Origin of the sequence: Rhodococcus sp. BS-15 (genome assembly GCF_000813105.1) — a bacterium.
GTDB lineage: Bacteria > Actinomycetota > Actinomycetes > Mycobacteriales > Mycobacteriaceae > Rhodococcoides.
Genome location: NZ_BAOX01000076.1, coordinates 1 through 18,384, shown reverse-complemented (window position 1 = coordinate 18,384; position 18,384 = coordinate 1). Strand labels below are relative to the sequence as shown.

Here is an 18,384-nt window from a genome sequence, read left to right as displayed (position 1 = left end):
CCCCCGCGGCGTGAAGCACGTCGTCGACGAGCCGCTTTTCGATTATCTCCATCGCGAGGGTGGTCCTTTCATTAACGCAATACGTCGTATGCAAGGGTACATCGTTAACTCGCGCATATTTGCTCTAACACGGGTAAGCCGATCATGCGGCGATTCCGACAGTCTGATCGAGATACTGTCCACCGGTAAAGAAACTACAGCATAAGAGATGGTGACACACTCCATACCTCGGAGAAGACCCCGTTTCGGTGACGGCCCGGTCGACCATCCAGCAGGCCTCACCAGCCACAACGGCCACACGATTCGTGCTGGCGGCGAGATACTCACGATCGTCGACTGCGGACCGCTCATCATCCCGGTGCCCGAGCAGACGCGCGTTGGGGTCACCCGCCGCGGAGACCATTTCGAGAGTCTGACCTTGCGTACCAGCACCGGTGCCCACATTGCTCTGACGGTGTACGCGGTGCCCCGGTCCGGCGGGTACAGCGAAGTACTGAGGCGGGCGAATCACGAGGTAGCTCGGTCGATGGGGGAAGTTGTCGAGAGAGTAGGCCCATGGGGTATCGAGACAGTCGCAACTGCCCCGGACGGATCATCGGTAGTGTGCATCGCCGTCGAGGGCGAGCGATGGATCCTGCGTTCGATGGCCGCGACTCGGCCGGGCCGCGAGCTGGTCGACACCCTGCACCTCCGCAAAATTTTGTCGTGGTCGGCCGTGCGTCGCGGAGACCATCCGCACCCCGCGGGAGCTGTGATTCCGGTCGAGATGCCGGGCGGTTGGACCGGGGACTGACGTGATCCCACACGACGAAAATGGTCCGAGAACACATAGGAAAAGACGCGCCAACACCTGAGAAGAATGTATGGGAGAACGGCCGGAAAATAGGCCGTTAAGTGGTGCAAAGAATGCCGCCTCGTGCCCGCCGGTTTCCGTCGTGGTCGGGTGTCTGGCCGGGCGACATTGAAATCGATCCAATCGCGAGCCGTCATCGTCGATCGACGGCGACAAGATCCGAGGCGTACTCCCAGTGCGGCGCGTTGAGCCCTTCGGGAAGCGATGGCCACACGACGACCACCATGCCGCTGTCCGGCGGGTCGACCTGATGTTCGCACGGAGTCCATGCGGGCTCGCCGGGGGATTGGACCTCACCGGTGATGATGTCGTCGCGGCCGGACGCGAGGTCCTCTCGAAGGACAACTGGAGTGCCTGGTGCGAATTTATCCGACACCGTGAACGAACTCGAGCCGCTCACTGCGCATTCACCACGACGTGCGACCTCGATTCGAGGCTATCGGGTCCGAGAATGGTCGAGCCGTACTCCTCGAACCGCACCTCGGCGAGTCTCGGCCAATCCCCGTCAGACTCGACGACGCCGCCGTCCGGACCCCCGGTCTCGATCATCAGATCGTCGGTGCCGGCGCGAACCGCGTCGACGAGAGAACACAAGCCAGCGCGGGTGCGGCGTCGAAAGGTCATCTGAATCGTGCTGTCTGGGAACAGCTCGCCGGCCGTCTTTGCAACTGAACTGAACATCTGGACGTTGGCCTCTCGGGTAGGGCGGTGGGGAAGGAGTGCAGTGCGTCGGCACTGAGGGTGTGGCTATCCGTATACGACCTTCCCGAAGATGGCGGCCTGCACGATCGCGTCGGCATCGGAAGCGTCGTAATCGGAATCGTCGCCGTCGGACTTGTCGAGTGCGCGAAGGCGCGCGGGGGTCTCGCTGTAGCCCATGTTGGAGTAGTTCAGCGTTCCGCTGGACAGCAGCGACAGGCCACGGGCGACATCGTCGAGAGTGACGGTGTGTGCCTTCGACGAATCCTCCTGATCCGTCAGGCGTATCGACTCGATAGGCGTTCTCGATCGGACCTTCTCGAGCAGGCTCTCTGGCTCGGCGACCTGCGCCCAATAGCCGATGCCGCCAGTCGCGGCGATCAGGATGTCACTCAAGAACTCTGTTCGCTCAGGACTTCTCGTAGCCACGTCTTCGCTCCTTGGTTCATTTCATCGTTGCTTTTCATCGCGATAATATCGAATAGAACCCGCGATTCCCGTCAGGAATTCTTGCAGTCGCTCGATCTCGATCTCGTCGGGGTCTCGCTCGTCGTGGGCCGACCTGCACCCTCCTGAATCAACGGTATCGATCACCTTCAGTCCTACCAGGCCTCCGAGGGCAGCGTACCAACATGTACAGGCCAGGATGAGGTTGTGTTCGAGCGTTATGAGGTGGTGTTCAGCGTGCATATGAAGTCGGGTGTTTGAATCCTGTCATGTTGGTATCGACATCCGAACAGATATTCACCGGTTTACAGCGGTCCAGGTCAGGTTGATTATGATACTGCCCAGTCTTGATCGAGTGCCTTCTCGGGCGGCGCGGCAATTGTTCTCAGTCAGCGGTGTATCGGGTTGATATGCGGTACTCTCCGGGCGAAATGTGAACACGGCTTGTATAGTCCCGGAAATGCTCGTTATCGAGTGTTTATGGTGGTCGAGTAGGGGGCAGAATTGAAGTGCAGTGAACTGGCCGAATCGGACAGAGGCCGACAAGTCGCATTCGACGACCCAGCGACCGGTGCGGCAGTGACAGGCAAGCTCTGGCAGGTGAACCACACGGCAGGCGGGTCGTCAGTGGCTCTCTACATCAGCCACCCCAGCGACAAGGCCGGAGTCGACATCGACATCACCGAACACCACGTGAGCGGAAGCCACGAGGTGGATGTGTCCGACGCCGACACTGCAGTCCGTTGACCCCCACTCCGACGCGGTCGACGGTGCACAGACCTGGCATCACGGACGCGGCCCCGATCCGAATGCGCCCATGCAGGACGTAGGGGTCGGCCCGATGTTCTTCGTCGTGGCATACAACCCGCACTGGAACACGCACGTCGTCGAGGAGCACGGGAGCGTCATTGCAGCGATGCGCCGCCGGAACAACCTCGAGTCTGCACGCACCACGACCGCCACGACGGTCGCGGCCTTGTTCGGGGAATCTTTCGATCGCATCGTTTCCGAGCACCCCGAATGCTTCGTCGGAGCACAGTCGACCCAAGACGCCGACGCCTACGTCGGCAGGCCTGCGTAAGACGGTTGCGTGCGGCACACACGCTGATTGCTGACCTGGGAAGCAATGCACCGAGAAAGGCACCGAAATGGCAGACCTTGTCACAGCCCCGGTACTCGAGCTCCAAGCAGGCGATCGCGTGCACGAGCGCAACGACGAATGGCAGCCGCATCCGTTCTCCACGGACGAGATCTACATCTACACCGTCGAGAGTGTCGAACGAATCAACGAAGACTCGGTCCTCGTCGGGATCGTCGGCGGCGACATTCCCTCGGGCATCAACTACGGCCCGCAGGACACGGTTCGACGTGAAATGCGCTGACCGACAGTGCCCAGAGCCGATGGAAGCGATGTCTCCACTCCGAAGAACGGGCGTGCCACGATGACAGGTTTCGCAGACAGCGTCGATACAGCGGCCATCGTCTACGACGTGACCTCACGGGGCCGGCATCGGCGAACACCTTGGTAGAGCTCGCCTACCCCCTCGACGACGGTAAGGACTACCCGCACTCGTCGCACCTGACGGCGATCATGCTCGACCTCGACAACCGCGGTCTCGATCTGGTGTCCCTGACAGTTCGAGACGCCCGACTGCCCCTGGATCGCAGATCGAAACCGGTGACGTGGTGGCCGTTGCAGACCGGGCCGGCAGCAACTGTCAGACTGCACAGAGTGCGTCCGCCTCGGGCGGCGGTGCGGTAAGCCGTGGCAATACCGCAGCGATAGACGTCGCCCGCGGCATCTGCCTCGGCTGGGAATCGCATTGCGGTACAACGAATAATCAGCGATATGAACTGTGAGAGGAACGAGCGCGATGACCCTCGCCGAAGCACGCAAACTGGCGGCCGACTACCCGGAAACCAGTGGTATCGGGCGTGACGTCGCCGCATTCGCCGCAGGGCACCGAGTCAGCTACGAACGGTTCATGAGCGACCTGGACATGCTCGCCACCGAATACGGATTCGACAGCCACAGCGACATCGCGGCCCTGCGCCAGTTCGCCGGAGATACCGCCGCCGACATCTGGCGGGACTGAAGCACCCCGTCGTGGTGCTATCCGACTGCGTGGCCTGACCGGACGTAGTCCAGTATGACCGAATCGCCGCCGACCAGGCAGGGACGGGTGTAGTACCAACTCATCCGTTGTTACCGACTGGAAGGGGCGATCGGGATGTTCGGACGTGGGGAAGAGAATGGGAAGACGCCAGACGCGGATGGGAATGGCTATTGGCCGCTGTTCGTCGTGGCGATCGCCCTCGTCGTGGTGTTCCTCGTCTTGAGCGTTTGGCTGTTCACCGAGGCCGACGACGAAGGTACGACGGAAATGGTGTGGAGTCGATACGCCTACATAGTCGGCGGCCTCGAAGCCATCGTGTTCGCGGCGGTCGGCTGGCTGTTCGGCAGAGAAGTGAACCGCGGCACCGCAGAGGTGGCGAAGAAGCAAGCCGACGAGGCCAAACAGGACGCCGACGCCGCCAAGGACGCCGCCGACGCCGGGATCAGACTCGCGGGGGAGGTCAATGGCTTCCTGGGCAAGCAGCCAGCTGGTGGCGTCGACGCCCTGGCGACGCAGAGCCTCAGAACCGCAGTCGATACTCTCTTCCCCCTGAAAGAGCGTCAATGACATGTGCACGGTGCGCTCGCGGTGTACCGGACGATAGAGCTACTTCGCACCTCAGCCCTGCGAGTGCACCGGCGGCCGGCAAAGAGAATTTCTGTCGGAGGGTCGAGATAGCCTGCTAGCTATGACGTTTCGATCAGTGGCCCATACCGCGGCGAGTCCGATACGCCGATGGAAGGTCCGCAGGGAAATTGCCCTGCTCGCTCGTCGCGGGGCCGTGATCGTCGATACGGAGACAACGGACTTCGATGGGCTGGCCATCGAAGTCGCGGTGGTGGACTTCAAGACCGGCGCAGTGCTGATGGAGTCTCTGATCGAACCCGAGGCTCGACGATCGCGGCGAGTGCGTCGGCCGTTCACGGTCTGGTCGATCACGATGTCGCGGGCGCGCCCGCGCTGGTGGAGCTGGCTCCGACGCTCACAGCGGTCCTGCGGGGCCGCCCCGTCATCGCCTACAACGCAGGGTACGACCGAGGAGTCCTGGCCCGTCACGCCGACGCGGTCGGCATCGCTCCCGTGGTCGAGGACGCGCAATGGTGGTGCGCGATGCATGCGCGGTCGTCGTTCAACGGGGAGCGTCGGTGGCGAAAGCTCAACGGCGGGCACCGCGCGGTCGACGATTGCCTCGCAACGCGAGAGTTACTGCGAACCATGCAGATACGTGGAACACGGGTGGCGTGAACACGGCTACAACTGGACGGGAAGCTGCTCGATGCCACCGAACATGACTCCCTTCCGCCACACCGGCGGGCCGTCGAGTCGGATGTCCGGGCGCGCCAGAAGGAGCTCCTCGACGGCTGCAGCGGTCTGTTTCAGTGCCAGGTGCGACCCCACGCAGTAGTGCGGCCCGTACCCGAAGGACATGTGCGAGGCGGCGGCTGCCGAATGGGGGCAGCTCGTGCTGGGCTCGGGAGCCCGGAGCGAGACCAGTACGAGGTCACCCGCGGCGATGTCTGTATCGGCGATCGTCAAGGGAGACGACGCGACTCGCATCGTGGCGATGGGAAGTGGCGGATGGCAGGTCAGGGCTCTACGCGTCACCTCGCTCATCGTGAGATCGCCGGTTCGATACGACTGCAGCGCCTTTCGGTCGTCCCGGAGCAATTCGTAGAAGACCGCTGTGATCAAACCCGATGTCGTTTCGTGGCCTGCGATGAGTATGAGTGCTGCTGTGGACAAAGCCTCCTGCCACGTCAGGTCGGGATCGCGCGCGAGTATGCCCATCAGATCGTCCCGACGGATGACATGTCGAATCAGCAATTCGGACAGAAGCTTTCGGGCCATACGGACGCCTGCTCGTTGCAATTGACGAGGTGGGGTGAGCAGTACATCGGACAATAGGCGCGACGACTCGACCAACGAAAGATCGGAGATTCCCAAAATCGATGTGATAATGTCATAGGGAATCGGCTTGGAGTACTCAGCCGCCAAGTCGACCTGATGTCCGATGGGAGGCAGTCCAGTGATCCGTTCCGACACGGCCGCCGCGATGGTCGTATCGAATCGATCGACGGCACCGGCGGCGAACAACCGCGACACAGTTCGACGCAGCCGCACGTGCTCGGGGCCGTCGTGAGCGAGCATGTGCGAGAGCATCGGTGCGGTGATGGCCTCCTTCCATCCCGTGGACGCCTGCCTGCCTGCCATGGCGGAAGGGGTTTTGGCCAACGCGGCGTTGGTCAACGCAGCTCGGGCCTCCGGCCGGCCGACGACGATCCATCCCGATTGTCCGTTCGGTGACGTCCATCGATGCACCGGGCCCAGTGCTGTGTAGTCGGCATGGTTCAACGTTGTATTACTGAGGTCGATTGTGGTCGACGGCATAGTGTGTCTCCAGCAATTTGGCTCGAACAACAGAAAGGAGGTCGGGGATCTGTGGCTGACAAGGGTGCTCAATGGGTATTGGTGGAGCATTTCGACGACTCATCGCTGTCGATTATCAACATGTCGGGTCGACCGAGAAGTTCACACCGATCGGACACCGGCTCAAGTCCCGCGGCGCGGAAGAACATGTTCGCGCCGTCATGATGGAGCTTCGGCGCGGAAGTGACGATATCGCGGTCGAATCGGACGGTCGATTCGTGCACGCTCGGGCCCTGCGGGTGAACGACCGCTTGCATGGCGCGTGGTACTGGTCCGGCCGCACCCCACCGCCGCCAGTTCCCGCCGCTGGAGCCTGGCGAATCAACTTGACCACGATGACAGCGCTCGGAAGCCGTGAGTGGGCCGAAATGGCCGACATACCGCAGGAATTCTGGGGCCAGGAACGAAGCCTTGCCGCGATGTTCGCGCAGGTAGACACGGACTCGGCCGAATCGGTGGCGATCAAGAAGATCATCACGGCCGAAGCAGGAACCGTCCACCAAGGGAAGTGGTCGGTGACTCGGCAGGACGGCTCGAAGTGGCCCGCACACTTCTCGTGCCGGATCTACCGGGAGACGACTCCCGAGGGCCACACGCACATGGTCGCGCGTGGGCTCAGCGTCGACATCGGCGGTGACCCGAACGTCACGGCCGCGCCCGAGATCGTCCTCCTCGAACACCGCGTGCTCGATGCATTGACCGACCCAGGTGAATACCGAGCCCTGCTGGACCTCCGATCGCTTCGCTTGATCCGGTGGATGGGAGCTCCGGCACCCGGAATCGCCTGGCAGAAGGTCACGAGCGAACCGGAGCCGGAAGTACACCCGGATGACCACGCCACGATGATCGAGATGGCCAAGGGTTTGGCCCGCCAACGCACCAACGGACGCCTCCGGGTCCGCGCGCTGGACGGGACCTGGACGTGGCTCAACGTCACTGCATCGTTGGTCGCGATCGACCAAGAGACCACCGCAGCACTCCTACAAGTAAGAGTCATCGACGACCTCGAGGTACCGAATGGCTGATCAGGACTTATCGGTAAACACGCCAACACACGGTTGCTCATGCCGAGAGTGTCGGTTTAGGGTGGGTTTGCTACAGCCCCTCGTGGGCGTCCCGCCGGTCGTAATCATTGGGCCGAGCGCGGTGAAATGCACAGGGTTATTTGTGCTGTCGTCATCACGCCGAACAGAGGGACGAACACCCATGAACCGCTACTCGATAACTTCCCGGAAACGGGCGAATCTCCGACTCGTACACACGGCACCGTCGCAGCGGCTCGCCCTGGCACAGTCGGCTCACCACGCGCGCACCGGTGAGATGTCAGGCGCGCAGGGACACGATCGAGGAGGTGTCCCTGGAATGGTCTAACAACCGCACGGTTCGGACGCAGGCAATGGATTGACGGCCAGCCCACGCCCGAACCGGCAGACGTCGCGTACAGCAAAAGCACCGAACAACGACCCTTACGAGGGTAGGCGTTTCGATACCGATCGCAACCACACGCGCGCGAGGCACCCGGAAGAATCGGGGTCGACCGCGAGCCGTCCGGATGCGTGGAGTGCCCTCGACGTGCCCCTGACAAGCACGATGCGGTCACCCACTCCGCATCCGGCAGGTCAGCAGTCGGATCGATACGTCAGCTCCCACGGGGTCACCCGAAAGGAACGAAACCATGTTCTTCCCCTTCAACCAGCTGTGGTGGTGGATCCCCCTGATCGGTAGCGGATCGGCCGGATAAGTCCGTATGCGGTGCTGAAGGCGGCGCACGCGGTGTGTACGTGGAGTACACCGACTGCCGCCTTCAGTGCAGCGCGGCCGCGATCGCGCCGGCCATCCCGCCCCGTGTTCGCAACCGCACATCAAGGGCAACTCGAAACATGTTGCCCAGCAACGTAAATGACTGAATCTTGGTGTCGAACTGGCCCGATCGCAGGGCAGCAAGAGACGCTGCTACTTCGTTCTCCCACACGACCGCGGAGCACCGCCACCGCCGCCCCGGCACAGCAACCGTTGATATCCGGCCCGCGCCGCCCGCCGCCCTGAACACGGTCATCGCATCGTGGGATTGGCTACAGTCTCCCGATGGGTCCGCGCTGTCCGGGGAGCTTGCAGCACCTGGGACGACCGACCCCATGGCGAAACCGGGGCCACCGGATGCGCTGGCATCGGAGAAAGGGGTCCACATCGTGGTGCGACATCGCACTCTCGAACACCTCGTCACGGAGGTCGCGTCGGAACTCGTGGCGGTCGACGCCGATACCGTCCACGCCGCCTACACCCGAGTTCTCCGCTCGATCGTCGAGTACTTCGGCGTTCACTCCAGCTACCTTCGGCATCACGACCGATCCAACAGGTCATCGACCATGATCGCCGAATGGCCCGCACGACCCGACGCACCCGATCCAGACCCCCTCGGTGTGGTGTTCTTCCAGGACGACCCGGTCTTCGCGATGTGCGAGAACCTCACGGTTCCGCGGATCTTCCGGCCACAGCCCGAGACAGAGGAATACCGCAAGCGCGTCGAGAAAGCGTCCGGCTTCAAAGCGACGTCGATGGCTGTGGTGCCGCTGGTGACCACCGAACCGATCGGGTGGGTCGGATTGATCCAGATCGGCGATCGCGACTGGGCCGACCACGAAATCGAAGCGCTGGCCGCCATCTCCACCCTCCTCGCTCAGGTCAAAGCCAGGATCACAGCTGAAGAGTCTCTCCGCGCAGCCGCCGTGCAGGACACCTTGACGGGACTGGCTAATCGCCGCGGGCTCGAGCACGACCTCAAACGCCGGCTCGACCGCAGCGACCACAGCAGGCCATCGACCGTCATATACCTCGACCTCGATCGCCTCAAAGCCCTCAACGACTTCTACGGCCACACAGCAGGGGACAGCTACCTGCGGTCACTGGCCCACACACTGCGGGCAGCACTCGGGCCCGACGCATTGATCGCGCGTTGGGGCGGCGACGAATTCGTGGTCGTCGTCGATCCACCAGCCTCGGAGTCGGGCACCAAAACCCAGTCGTCGCTCGATATCGCCAGAACGGTGCTCGATGCGGTCGCGGACACCACGGTGTCGGCGAGCGGAGACATGATCAGCCGTACCGCCAGTGTCGGTGTCATCTCGGCCTCACCGGGCGTCGACGACGTCGACGAAGTCCTGGCCAACGCCGACTACGCGGCCCTGTCGGCCAAACGCTCGGGCGGAAATTGCATCGTGATGTTCGACGCCGAGATTCGAGCGCAGAACACCCTCCACAACGACGTGGAAATGCACCTCAGAGACGCTATCCGCGGCGACGAATTGATCCTGCACTATCAGCCCGAAATCGACCTATCGAGCGGGCAGATCGTCGGTATCGAAGCGCTCGTGCGATGGCAACATCCCACCCGCGGTCTCCTGCCACCGTCGGCATTCGTAGAGGTCGCCGAGGCATCCGATCTCGCCGGCGCTCTTGGCCGATGGGTGCTCAACCATGCTGCGTCGACGTACGCACGGTGGGTCAGCGAGATGCCCGATCTCGACGTCGTCATGAGTGTCAACGTCTCACCAGCACAACTGTTGGAACCTGACTTCGTCGACGTCGTCGCCGAAACATTGCAATCGAACACGCTGTCCACCAGCCGGTTTCGGCTCGAAATCACAGAAACCGCGGCAGTGCACGACACCACCCGCGTGGCGTACATTCTCGACACGCTCAGGTCCATCGGCGTCGCGGTGGCCATCGACGACTTCGGAACCGGCTACAGCTCGCTGGCGCACCTGAAAGTGCTGCCCGTCGACGCTGTGAAGATCGACCGACAGTTCGTCCAGAACCTCGGGACCGATGAGCAGGATCGCGCAGTCGTGAACGCGGTCCTCGACTTGGCGGCGGCATTCGGGCTGCAAGTCGTAGCCGAAGGCGTCGAAACACGGGAGGCACGCGATGCACTTCACAGCATGGGATGCACGCGCGCGCAGGGCTTTTTGTACTCCAAGCCGGTTCCCGCCGACGAAATGAGAGCGCTACTCCGGGTGGGATCGATTCACGTTGCGGCGATCTGAGTAGAAATGCCCCGGCAGGCCGAAAAGAGGGCCTACCGGGGCATTTCTGGATGTTTGATCGATCTCAGGACAGCTGAGCGGGCAGCGATGTGATTCCGCTGGTGAAGGCCGACAACGCCAGCTCGGGCCGACCGACCGACCGCAGGTCGGGGTAACGGGTGAACAGCGACCGCAGCATGGACCCGATCTCGACGCGAGCGAGATTTGCGCCGAGGCAGTGGTGCGGTCCGCGCGCCCCGAAACCGATGTGCGCGGACACATTCGAGCGAGTGAAGTCGAAGGTATCGGGCTCGGAGAACACCCGCTCGTCGTGGTTGCCCGAGAGATACCACAGGACAACCTTGTCCCCCTCGGCGATGGTCGCTCCGCCGATCTGTACCTCGCGTGTAGCCGTGCGCCGCATGTACGGCACGGGTGAGGACCAACGGACTATCTCCTCGATCGCGGGCCCGATATGAGTGTCGAAGTCCTCGAGCAGAACATCGCGCTTGCCGGGATTCTCCGAGAGCAGGTGCAGGGCCCATGAGATCGCTTGGCGGGCGGTGTCGCCTCCCGCGGTAACGAGCAGGATGACGAAACTGCCGAACTCGGACGGCGTGAGTCTGTCCCCGTCGACCGTCGCATGGACCAACCGCGAGGTCAGGTCATCTGTAGGGTCAGCGAGTCTTCTGTTGCCCAAGTCCAGTGCGTAACCGTAGATCTCGGCGAGTGCGTTCGAGCCGCCAGGTGAATGCGAGAAGGTTTGATCGGTCGCCCCGACTACTTCGTCGGCCAGCCGAAGAATCACCTGCCGGTCCGATTCCGGAATTCCGAGCAGCTCGCAGATGACGTACAGCGGCAGTCTGTTGGACACGAGGTCGACGAACTCGAACTGGCCCGTCGACGGAAGTTCGTCGACGATGTGGTCTGCGTACAGCGCGATGTTCGTCTGCAGCTCGGTGACGGCCTTCATCGTGAATGCAGATTGGACGATGTTGCGGAGGCGGCGATGGCGCGGATTGTCCATGGCAACTATGGACGCTGCGAACTCCAGGATCTCCGCGGGCATGTCCATGATGGTGAAGCCCTTTGCGTTGCTGAATGTTTCGGGATCCCGTTCGATTCGGACGATGTCGTCGTAGGAGACGACAGACCAGAATCCGGGTCCGGAGTCCTCCGCGTGGAACTCGATCGACTCACGTTTTCTCAGCGACTCGAAGTTGGCGAGACGGTTGTCGAAGCTGCAATCCCAGAATGCACGATCCGCGGGTGAGATCTGAAGACTGGTGGGCTCGGGCATAGACATTCCTGACGTCATGTGGGTGGTGGAGGGGGATGGTCGCCACCTTAGATGTCGCGAATTGACGACGAGTTCGGCGAAGTCTTGCGAACTGTGATCTGTCACAAAAAACCTACCGGAATGGTCGACGGCTCGGGTGGAGGGCGCTACGATGACTGAGCGCTCCGCGGCGACGGAGTTCCCTGGAATCTTGACTATGTCGGTTCCAGATGTTGCAACTGCCGTCTCTGGACGGTTGTCTTCTGTCGAACGTCCTCGCCGCGGGTTATTGACTTGGTAGCCACAACTTCCGCTCACCACTCGGCCGACCGCCTCACGCTCCTCGGTCCCCTTCGGCGTGCCGAGTCATCGCCGGTGTGCGGCGAAACGGGTCCTCGTGCTGGTAGGGCTGCTGCGGATATGTCTGACGTGCCCGTCACAATGGAGCTGACACGGGGCATCGTCGGTCTCTGCGCGCAGAACCGACCTCAGAACGAAGGCGGGACGGACACGATGGCGGAAACCTCGAAAGGCGCGCGCGACTGGATGGTCGCCGAGATCCTCACTGGAGATCCTGCCGCCGCGACCCTGGTGTACGAGGGGGCCAAACGACGTGACTTCACCAAGCTCTCCCGCCGATCTTTCGCCAACCACCCCACCGTGCTCGAGAAGATTCTCGAAGTCATCAGTGAGGTTGCCCAAGATCGCACACCGCGCTCGAAGCAAGCTCGGCTCCCGAGTGGTGACGAGTTCGCTGTTCAGGGTGTGCCGATTCACGGCGGTACCGGAGAGGTCTTCGGCGTCCAGCTGTGGGTAGGTCGGCCCGATGAGTCGATACCTCCGCGTCGAACCGTTGGCACGTTCTGTTGGAACGCTCGGACCGACACCACCGTGCACGGCAACAGAATCGAAGAAGAAATCCTCGGCATGACGCCCGCCGCGCCGGAAGAGCGGGTCATTCCACAGATCTTCCGATTCTTCGAGGCCTTCGACAAGCAGCCTCAATACCTCGAATTCGTGGGGGATCTGCTCGAAGAGCGTCTCGAAGAGGCCAGCCAATTCGGCGGACAAATCGATCTGCGCGGTGAGGACCACAAGCTGAGGCGGGTCTACATGACTGTGCGGAGCTCGTACGAGTCGAACGGCCCGGTCATCCGCGGGCTGGTCCACGATATTTCCGACGTCGAACCGCCGCAGCCAACATCCGACAGGCAGGTGGTCAGGGAAACGGCCGCGCTGATGTCGAGCACGGACAGAGGCATCGGATTGGTGGACCTGAGATCCGGCATCATCACAGAATGGTTGGCTCACCCCCGTGAGGACCTCGACGCGTGGGCGTCGGAAGTTCCCCAGATACATCCTGGAGATCAGCCGAAATACGAGACTATTCGACAGTCCCTCAGCGCCAACGACGTCCGAGTAGCCGAGCTGATTCTTCATGTCAGATTCGCCCACAGCGACTGGATTCCGGTAGATGTCACTATCACGGCGGTGGGACGAGAAGGCCCGTCGCAGGGCTTGATTCAGGTCGGCAGAGCCACTCCAGAAGATTTGATGGCCTGCGGTCCGCAAATGTGGTGATTCGACAACAGGTCACACGTCGAGCGAAGCAAGGAAATCGACTGCTTCACAGGTGAAGTCGAAGACGTAGAAGGTTTGAACGAACTCTGTCGGGAGGCCAAGGGGTATGAAAGATGTGCGTCCAACGCGGCAATGTGCGACAGCGGTGCGCGGATCCGTCTATCGATCCGGACGAAGTCTCCCGATGGGTTTCCTCGTCGAGGTCGACAATCCGAGGCAACAGGGCACGGCCGTGCAGGTAGATCCCGAGGGCGATGACACCGACGACTCCGGCGAGCCCACCGAAGCCGTCACACGCGACGACACGCAGCACGCCCGCACATCGCCGCAAATCCGTGTCGGATCGAACGGCCTGGACCCGCTCACCAACGCCCTCGGCTATTGGAGCTGGATGCTCGACCACGGGTACGACCCGTCGACAGGGGAGTTCCCGACGCGCGTGCGCTGAATCCGCACCCATGGGAAGCACCGAACCCGTTGCGGTCACCTGCTGAAACGCCCGACGACCATCACACCTGTTGCACAGAGCGCTGAGGGGAGCGTATCGACCATGAACAACCCATGCCGCTCCGCATTGTCGCGACACATTCTTCGGCCCACGCGTAACACGCCCAGCATCCAGGGTGGGTGGGCCGACGCTCAAATCTTCGAGCCAGGGGGTGTCGCTGGAGTGATCTGACAACCCGCACGGTTCAGGCGAGGGCAATGGATTGACGGCCTTCCCCCACCTGAACCGGCAGACGTCGCGTACAGCAAAAGCACTGAACGACTCCTACGAGAGCCCGCCGTCGGCGGCATGGAAACCAACCATCCGGTCAGCCCTCACACATTCGATCGACCACGAGGGCACACGTGTTACACACCAACTTCGGGTGTCACGTGCCGGGGGAACGGCATTGGAGACCAGCCACGATGGAAACCGACTCGACCTAGGACCTGAGACGGGAAGGACACCGACCCTCGCGCCCCACGGCTGGCGCACCAGGCGACGGTGGCAACGACCGGCAAGCACTTCGGGACGAACGTGGAGCGCCCCGAATGGCTTCCGGTAGTCGGACCACCCCGCCGGTGCCCAATCCCGCGCTGAAGCGGTGGCGCGCGACGGGCAAGACCTGCCGATTCGTCGGCGACTCCCGACCGAGACCCGTTCCCTCAGTCATGCACGGCTCGGTGACGGTGTCGGTCGGACACGGTGTACCCGCTCGCCCTCATGGGGGAGCGGGTACACCTTCGGCGACGGTGCACCCGACGTGACGACACGTGCGCCCGTCGCCGAACCTGGCGATCCCCGAACGACTCACGCTGCGAAGAAGGTCGGTCGTGGACCACCGACCTCGCCCGGACTCTCCACGATAATGTCAGAGGTATAGAACATCATGTCCCCATGCGACCCACCGACTACATACCAGGCCGTGCGCTCCTGATGAGCCACCCACTGACCACCCTGCCGGGATGCGGACTACGGCACGGAACGGAACTGACCGGTGAGCCAACGGCAATCGGAACCACACACAGCACACTTCGCTACGGGCCCGACGGAGCCGAATGCCGACGACCGAACACGGAATTGACGCTACGCACAGGCCCTTTCGTACTCCGTGCGTTCCGACACGGCGTATCTCTGACCGAGCCGAACCCCAACGGAACCCGATCGTTCGCCCCGCCCTGGAGTTGGCTGGGATGGACAGTCGAGCAACACCTCTCCCACGAGGACGCCGAACCTCTCGCAGACATTCCGCTGGTCCTGATCGGCTGTGGCGCAACGAAAAGCCCCCATCCCACACCCGCCGCCTCCCTGTGTACGGCACATACTTCGGCTGGCACTGCGGGCTGCCCGCGCGATGGTGCCAGATGAACGGATCCGCATCGTCTTCCGCCCTCCACGGACTCCTCCCGCTCCACCGGACGGTGAAGCCGTACGACGTCCGTATCGGCGACGAGCTGGCCATCACGCCGCCGGCGTTCCGTGCGCAGGTCCGGCGATCGGGACTCGGCAGCTGCACAGACGTGACAGTGCTGGCAGGCAAGACCTATACGGCCCTGGTCCGAGCAGCATGGCCGCAGGTGCGCAGTCCATTGGACGGCACCCGCGGAATCGGCGACCAACAGCACCTCATGGCGCAGATCGCCCGCGGAGGACCCCGGTGACGGCGAGGCCAGCGCGCAGGGCGCGTCGCCATCTCGAGTGGTCCGAGCAGAACTGGCGACCGCCCTGACCGAGCGCACCCGACAATTCCCTGTCCGCGTGGTCGACGGAGCACGCGTGATCGGCGACGACACCGCCGCCGACGAGCCCGCTGTGACGTCCTGACCGCCGTCGACTTTCCCCCCCACCGCCACCTGAACAGAAGGAGTCACACCATGCAGATCACCATCGAGATCGAGGACACTTACGCCAACGGCGACGAGTTCGCGCCCCGCACCGAGACCGTCACCGTCAACCCGCCGCCTCCCGGTGTCGACGACCTCGAAGACTGGGCGACCGATGAACTGTTCCCGTTCACCGGTCGAGGCGACGCCATCTACGCCAACATCGACGGCATGCACGAGGTCAAGGTCGTCGACTGCACCGACCGCACCGAGCTCGTCGGTCAGACATTCTCGTTCGGCTGAGCGCGGCCCCCGATCCGCCCCGCCCAAACAGCCTTGCTCATCGATGTGGCGCACATTTGGCCTATGCGATAATATCGCGGGGAACAACTGGTTTGCCCAGGGTGGCAGAGGCAGATTCGGCGACGAACGCATCCGAAAGATGAGGCAACTGTGGACCCGCGAGCGATTCTGATTCCAGTCCTGGATTTACGTGCAGGCTGCCGCATCCACGACGCGGCCTTGGATCTTGCCTTCGATCCGGACCAGGCCATCGTCACCGTCGCAACGGTCACCCGGCCCACCGTTTCGGTTGTCGCAGTAACGGTTCGAGGAATCACGCGCAGCGGCGACGCCGTCTACGCCTCGCTGCTGTGCGGATTCGACGACCTGATCGCCGTCGACGTCGCCTACTGGACCGCCACGAGGGACGAGGATGCGGCGCTCGAACAGCCCGAAGAGCCGCCATCCCTGACGCCGCGAACGACCCACCGCACATGCTCACCCCGAGGCCCGGTGCGGCCTCGACGCAACCTCGAGGAGTCTCAATGAGAACACGGCAGCGAAGAAGAAACCCCGAAAGAGGCGTCGATCCAGCAGATCTCGTCGAATTCGCAGTGCGGTGGCATCCCTACGGAGGAGCCGACGCATCCGAGGTGCTCGTCTGCTTCGGAATCAGTCTCCACACGTACGGAGAAAGGCTCTCTGCAGCGCTCGCCGGTTCCGCTCACGGCATCGTCATGGCGCATCAGCTGCACGACGACTTGGTCGCCTATGCCCACAGGATTCGACAGTGAGCAGACCTACCGCGGCTCGCAGATGCACAACCGTCCTCGTTACGCTACGATAATATCGTGGGGAAACATCACATGACGGGCGAACTGACGAACATGCCGAATCGAATCGCGATTCCGAAGCTCGGACTGTCACAGGCCAACCGGCCCATCGACTTCTTCGTCCACTACGCCGATACGCTCGACATGAACCCGGAGTACCAACGCGGAGACGTCTGGGGTGTCACCCGGCAGAAGAACCTGTGGTTCTCGTTGCTCGGCGGCATCCCGATCCCGTCGATCATCCTCAACAGCAGGCTCGAGTCCGATTTCGACGGGCCCACCCAGTACAGCTACGGCGTGATCGACGGAAAGCAACGCATCACAGCGATCCTCGCGTTCGTGCACGATCGCCTGCCACTGCCCGGCGATTGGTTCTCCACGTCCGGCGACGTGCACTACAGCGACCTCGACCAGTCCGTTCAACGCCGCATCACGAACATGGCGCTGGCCACTTCCGAGGGCCGGCTGCCCTCACTCGACGCCGAACGCGAGGTGTTCGAGTTGGTCAACTACGGCGGCGTACCCCAAGGGGCGGCGGACATCGATATCCGCTGAACGCCCATCGCGCGCCACAGCATTCACCATCGAGTCGTGGACTGCACGACACCCGAAAGGCTGCCACAGTGCAGCCCCCGACTACGAGAAGGACGACATGGCAACCCAAATGCGAGCGCGGCGAACACGGGACTCGACCATCACCGCCATCGCGGAACTGATCGCCGAACGCGGCTACCCCCGCACCCGCGTCGCCGACATCGTCGACACGGCCGGATTGACCAAAGGCGCACTGTACTTTCACTTCTCCTCCAAAGAAGCAACAGTGAGCGCCTTAATCGACACCGCAGCCGAACGCTACGACTTCCTACTGGCCCGTACGTCGACCCCCGATGTACCGACAGCCCAGAAGGTGCTCTCCCTGCTCTCCGACTACGGCGAACAGCTACGAGGCGATGTCGTCCTCCAAGCGGAATCCGTGCTGTGGTCGGACCCGGACTTCTCAGACCACGCCCGCGCCGGCGGCGGTTACAGACAGCTCTACGACAACCTTGCCGCACTCACCACCGCCGAGATGGCCGATGCACTGATGGCGATGATCCTGGGCAACACCGCAACACCAGGATCCACACGAGGCCTCAAGGCCGCTGACGGCGTCAACCGCCTGCTCACCCAGGCGACCGCGGCACTCGGCGGACTCGCCGCCGACACCCGCAACTGACACGCACCCGAAATTCCGAATCACCGCGAACACACCGAAACGAAAGGCCTCGACCATGACCGAGTTCAAGAACATCGCCCGCCTCCGCAAACAGATCGAGAAAGACACGCCCCCAGCGAAGTTGGAGGACATGCACCAGATCCGCAAACTGAAGGCGAACCTGCGCACACTCGACCCCGACGACGAGGGCGACCGACTCTCCATCGACGGAATCAACCGCGACGTCGCCGCCCTGAGGGACAAGCACGGCATGGCTGCCGACGGTGCCGACGACCTCCCCTGGGACTGACCCGCACCCGCCCGCCCCGCCGGCGGGGA

At 62.8% G+C, this 18,384-nt stretch carries 26 protein-coding genes; 20 read left to right on the top strand and 6 right to left on the bottom strand.

Annotation, left to right across the window (positions count from 1 at the left end; translation table 11 throughout):
* Positions 1-208: 208 nt before the first annotated feature.
* A complete protein-coding gene (locus RHBS_RS11655) occupies positions 209-793 on the top strand; it encodes a DUF3710 domain-containing protein (RefSeq protein ID WP_128645621.1) in 585 nt (194 codons plus the stop codon).
* A gap of 193 nt (positions 794-986) precedes the next feature.
* Here RHBS_RS11655 and RHBS_RS11650 read toward each other — a convergent pair whose 3' ends face one another.
* The 3 genes from RHBS_RS11650 to RHBS_RS11640 all read right to left on the bottom strand — a co-directional run bounded on the left by RHBS_RS11650 (position 987) and on the right by RHBS_RS11640 (position 1,948).
* On the bottom strand, positions 987-1,253 hold the full coding sequence (locus RHBS_RS11650) for a hypothetical protein (RefSeq protein ID WP_128645620.1): 267 nt from the start codon (positions 1,251-1,253) through the stop codon (positions 987-989).
* Complete coding sequence (locus RHBS_RS11645) at positions 1,250-1,477, bottom strand: hypothetical protein (protein WP_128645619.1); 228 nt, start codon at positions 1,475-1,477, stop codon at positions 1,250-1,252. Before RHBS_RS11645 ends, RHBS_RS11650 begins: the two co-directional genes overlap by 4 nt.
* 123 nt (positions 1,478-1,600) lie before the next feature.
* Complete coding sequence (locus RHBS_RS11640) at positions 1,601-1,948, bottom strand: hypothetical protein (protein WP_236745373.1); 348 nt, start codon at positions 1,946-1,948, stop codon at positions 1,601-1,603.
* 630 nt (positions 1,949-2,578) lie between these two features.
* Between RHBS_RS11640 and RHBS_RS28950 the strand changes: the two genes are divergently transcribed.
* From RHBS_RS28950 to RHBS_RS28945, 7 genes are all read left to right on the top strand, one after another.
* Entirely contained in the window at positions 2,579-2,746 is a 168-nt protein-coding gene (locus RHBS_RS28950) for a hypothetical protein (RefSeq protein WP_187298454.1), read from the top strand.
* A gap of 70 nt (positions 2,747-2,816) precedes the next feature.
* Complete coding sequence (locus RHBS_RS11635) at positions 2,817-3,080, top strand: hypothetical protein (protein WP_128645617.1); 264 nt, start codon at positions 2,817-2,819, stop codon at positions 3,078-3,080.
* A 67-nt stretch (positions 3,081-3,147) separates the two neighbouring features.
* On the top strand, positions 3,148-3,381 hold the full coding sequence (locus RHBS_RS11630) for a hypothetical protein (protein ID WP_128645616.1): 234 nt from the start codon (positions 3,148-3,150) through the stop codon (positions 3,379-3,381).
* 140 nt (positions 3,382-3,521) lie between these two features.
* Positions 3,522-3,761 carry a hypothetical protein gene (locus RHBS_RS11625; protein WP_128645615.1) on the top strand — a complete coding sequence of 80 codons (240 nt, stop codon included), beginning with the start codon at positions 3,522-3,524 and terminating at the stop codon, positions 3,759-3,761.
* Positions 3,762-3,873: 112 nt separating this feature from the next.
* Complete coding sequence (locus tag RHBS_RS11620) at positions 3,874-4,095, top strand: hypothetical protein (protein WP_128645614.1); 222 nt, start codon at positions 3,874-3,876, stop codon at positions 4,093-4,095.
* 135 nt (positions 4,096-4,230) lie between these two features.
* Positions 4,231-4,683, top strand: a complete 453-nt coding sequence (locus RHBS_RS11615; RefSeq protein WP_128645613.1) for a hypothetical protein — start codon at positions 4,231-4,233, stop codon at positions 4,681-4,683.
* Between the two features lie 396 nt (positions 4,684-5,079).
* Complete coding sequence (locus tag RHBS_RS28945) at positions 5,080-5,361, top strand: hypothetical protein (protein ID WP_187298453.1); 282 nt, start codon at positions 5,080-5,082, stop codon at positions 5,359-5,361.
* 6 nt (positions 5,362-5,367) lie between these two features.
* Here the strand turns inward: RHBS_RS28945 and RHBS_RS11605 are convergent, their stop codons facing one another.
* Positions 5,368-6,504, bottom strand: a complete 1,137-nt coding sequence (locus RHBS_RS11605; protein WP_128645612.1) for a cytochrome P450 — start codon at positions 6,502-6,504, stop codon at positions 5,368-5,370.
* Positions 6,505-6,575: 71 nt separating this feature from the next.
* Between RHBS_RS11605 and RHBS_RS11600 the strand changes: the two genes are divergently transcribed.
* Positions 6,576-7,568, top strand: a complete 993-nt coding sequence (locus RHBS_RS11600; protein WP_128645611.1) for a hypothetical protein — start codon at positions 6,576-6,578, stop codon at positions 7,566-7,568.
* Positions 7,569-8,347: 779 nt separating this feature from the next.
* On the opposite strand, the gene RHBS_RS11595 is transcribed toward RHBS_RS11600, so the two are convergent.
* Entirely contained in the window at positions 8,348-8,599 is a 252-nt protein-coding gene (locus RHBS_RS11595) for a hypothetical protein (protein WP_128645610.1), read from the bottom strand.
* 133 nt (positions 8,600-8,732) lie between these two features.
* Between RHBS_RS11595 and RHBS_RS11590 the strand changes: the two genes are divergently transcribed.
* Complete coding sequence (locus RHBS_RS11590; RefSeq protein WP_237669170.1) at positions 8,733-10,586, top strand: EAL domain-containing protein; 1,854 nt, start codon at positions 8,733-8,735, stop codon at positions 10,584-10,586.
* Between the two features lie 64 nt (positions 10,587-10,650).
* Here RHBS_RS11590 and RHBS_RS11585 read toward each other — a convergent pair whose 3' ends face one another.
* Positions 10,651-11,865: a cytochrome P450 gene (locus RHBS_RS11585; protein ID WP_237669169.1), complete on the bottom strand. Its 1,215-nt coding sequence runs from the start codon at positions 11,863-11,865 to the stop codon at positions 10,651-10,653.
* Positions 11,866-12,357: 492 nt separating this feature from the next.
* Between RHBS_RS11585 and RHBS_RS11580 the strand changes: the two genes are divergently transcribed.
* The 10 genes from RHBS_RS11580 (at position 12,358) to RHBS_RS11540 (ending at position 18,355) form a co-directional block, all read left to right on the top strand.
* Positions 12,358-13,425 (top strand): GAF domain-containing protein, encoded by a 1,068-nt coding sequence (locus tag RHBS_RS11580; RefSeq protein WP_128645607.1) that lies wholly within the window; start codon positions 12,358-12,360, stop codon positions 13,423-13,425.
* 184 nt (positions 13,426-13,609) lie between these two features.
* Complete coding sequence (locus RHBS_RS11575; protein WP_128645606.1) at positions 13,610-13,873, top strand: hypothetical protein; 264 nt, start codon at positions 13,610-13,612, stop codon at positions 13,871-13,873.
* 1,403 nt (positions 13,874-15,276) lie between these two features.
* Positions 15,277-15,573: a DUF6884 domain-containing protein gene (locus RHBS_RS11570; RefSeq protein WP_128645605.1), complete on the top strand. Its 297-nt coding sequence runs from the start codon at positions 15,277-15,279 to the stop codon at positions 15,571-15,573.
* 37 nt (positions 15,574-15,610) lie between these two features.
* Positions 15,611-15,736 carry a hypothetical protein gene (locus RHBS_RS31495; RefSeq protein ID WP_272913855.1) on the top strand — a complete coding sequence of 42 codons (126 nt, stop codon included), beginning with the start codon at positions 15,611-15,613 and terminating at the stop codon, positions 15,734-15,736.
* A gap of 50 nt (positions 15,737-15,786) precedes the next feature.
* Positions 15,787-16,038 (top strand): hypothetical protein, encoded by a 252-nt coding sequence (locus RHBS_RS11565; protein WP_128645604.1) that lies wholly within the window; start codon positions 15,787-15,789, stop codon positions 16,036-16,038.
* Positions 16,039-16,188: 150 nt separating this feature from the next.
* On the top strand, positions 16,189-16,566 hold the full coding sequence (locus RHBS_RS11560) for a hypothetical protein (RefSeq protein WP_128645603.1): 378 nt from the start codon (positions 16,189-16,191) through the stop codon (positions 16,564-16,566).
* Positions 16,563-16,811, top strand: coding sequence for a hypothetical protein (locus RHBS_RS11555; protein ID WP_128645602.1), 249 nt, complete (start codon positions 16,563-16,565; stop codon positions 16,809-16,811). Before RHBS_RS11560 ends, RHBS_RS11555 begins: the two co-directional genes overlap by 4 nt.
* 57 nt (positions 16,812-16,868) lie before the next feature.
* A complete protein-coding gene (locus RHBS_RS11550; RefSeq protein ID WP_128645601.1) occupies positions 16,869-17,405 on the top strand; it encodes a DUF262 domain-containing protein in 537 nt (178 codons plus the stop codon).
* 97 nt (positions 17,406-17,502) lie between these two features.
* Positions 17,503-18,066: a TetR/AcrR family transcriptional regulator gene (locus RHBS_RS11545; protein WP_128645600.1), complete on the top strand. Its 564-nt coding sequence runs from the start codon at positions 17,503-17,505 to the stop codon at positions 18,064-18,066.
* A 55-nt stretch (positions 18,067-18,121) separates the two neighbouring features.
* Positions 18,122-18,355: a hypothetical protein gene (locus RHBS_RS11540; protein ID WP_128645599.1), complete on the top strand. Its 234-nt coding sequence runs from the start codon at positions 18,122-18,124 to the stop codon at positions 18,353-18,355.
* Positions 18,356-18,384 lie beyond the last annotated feature (29 nt).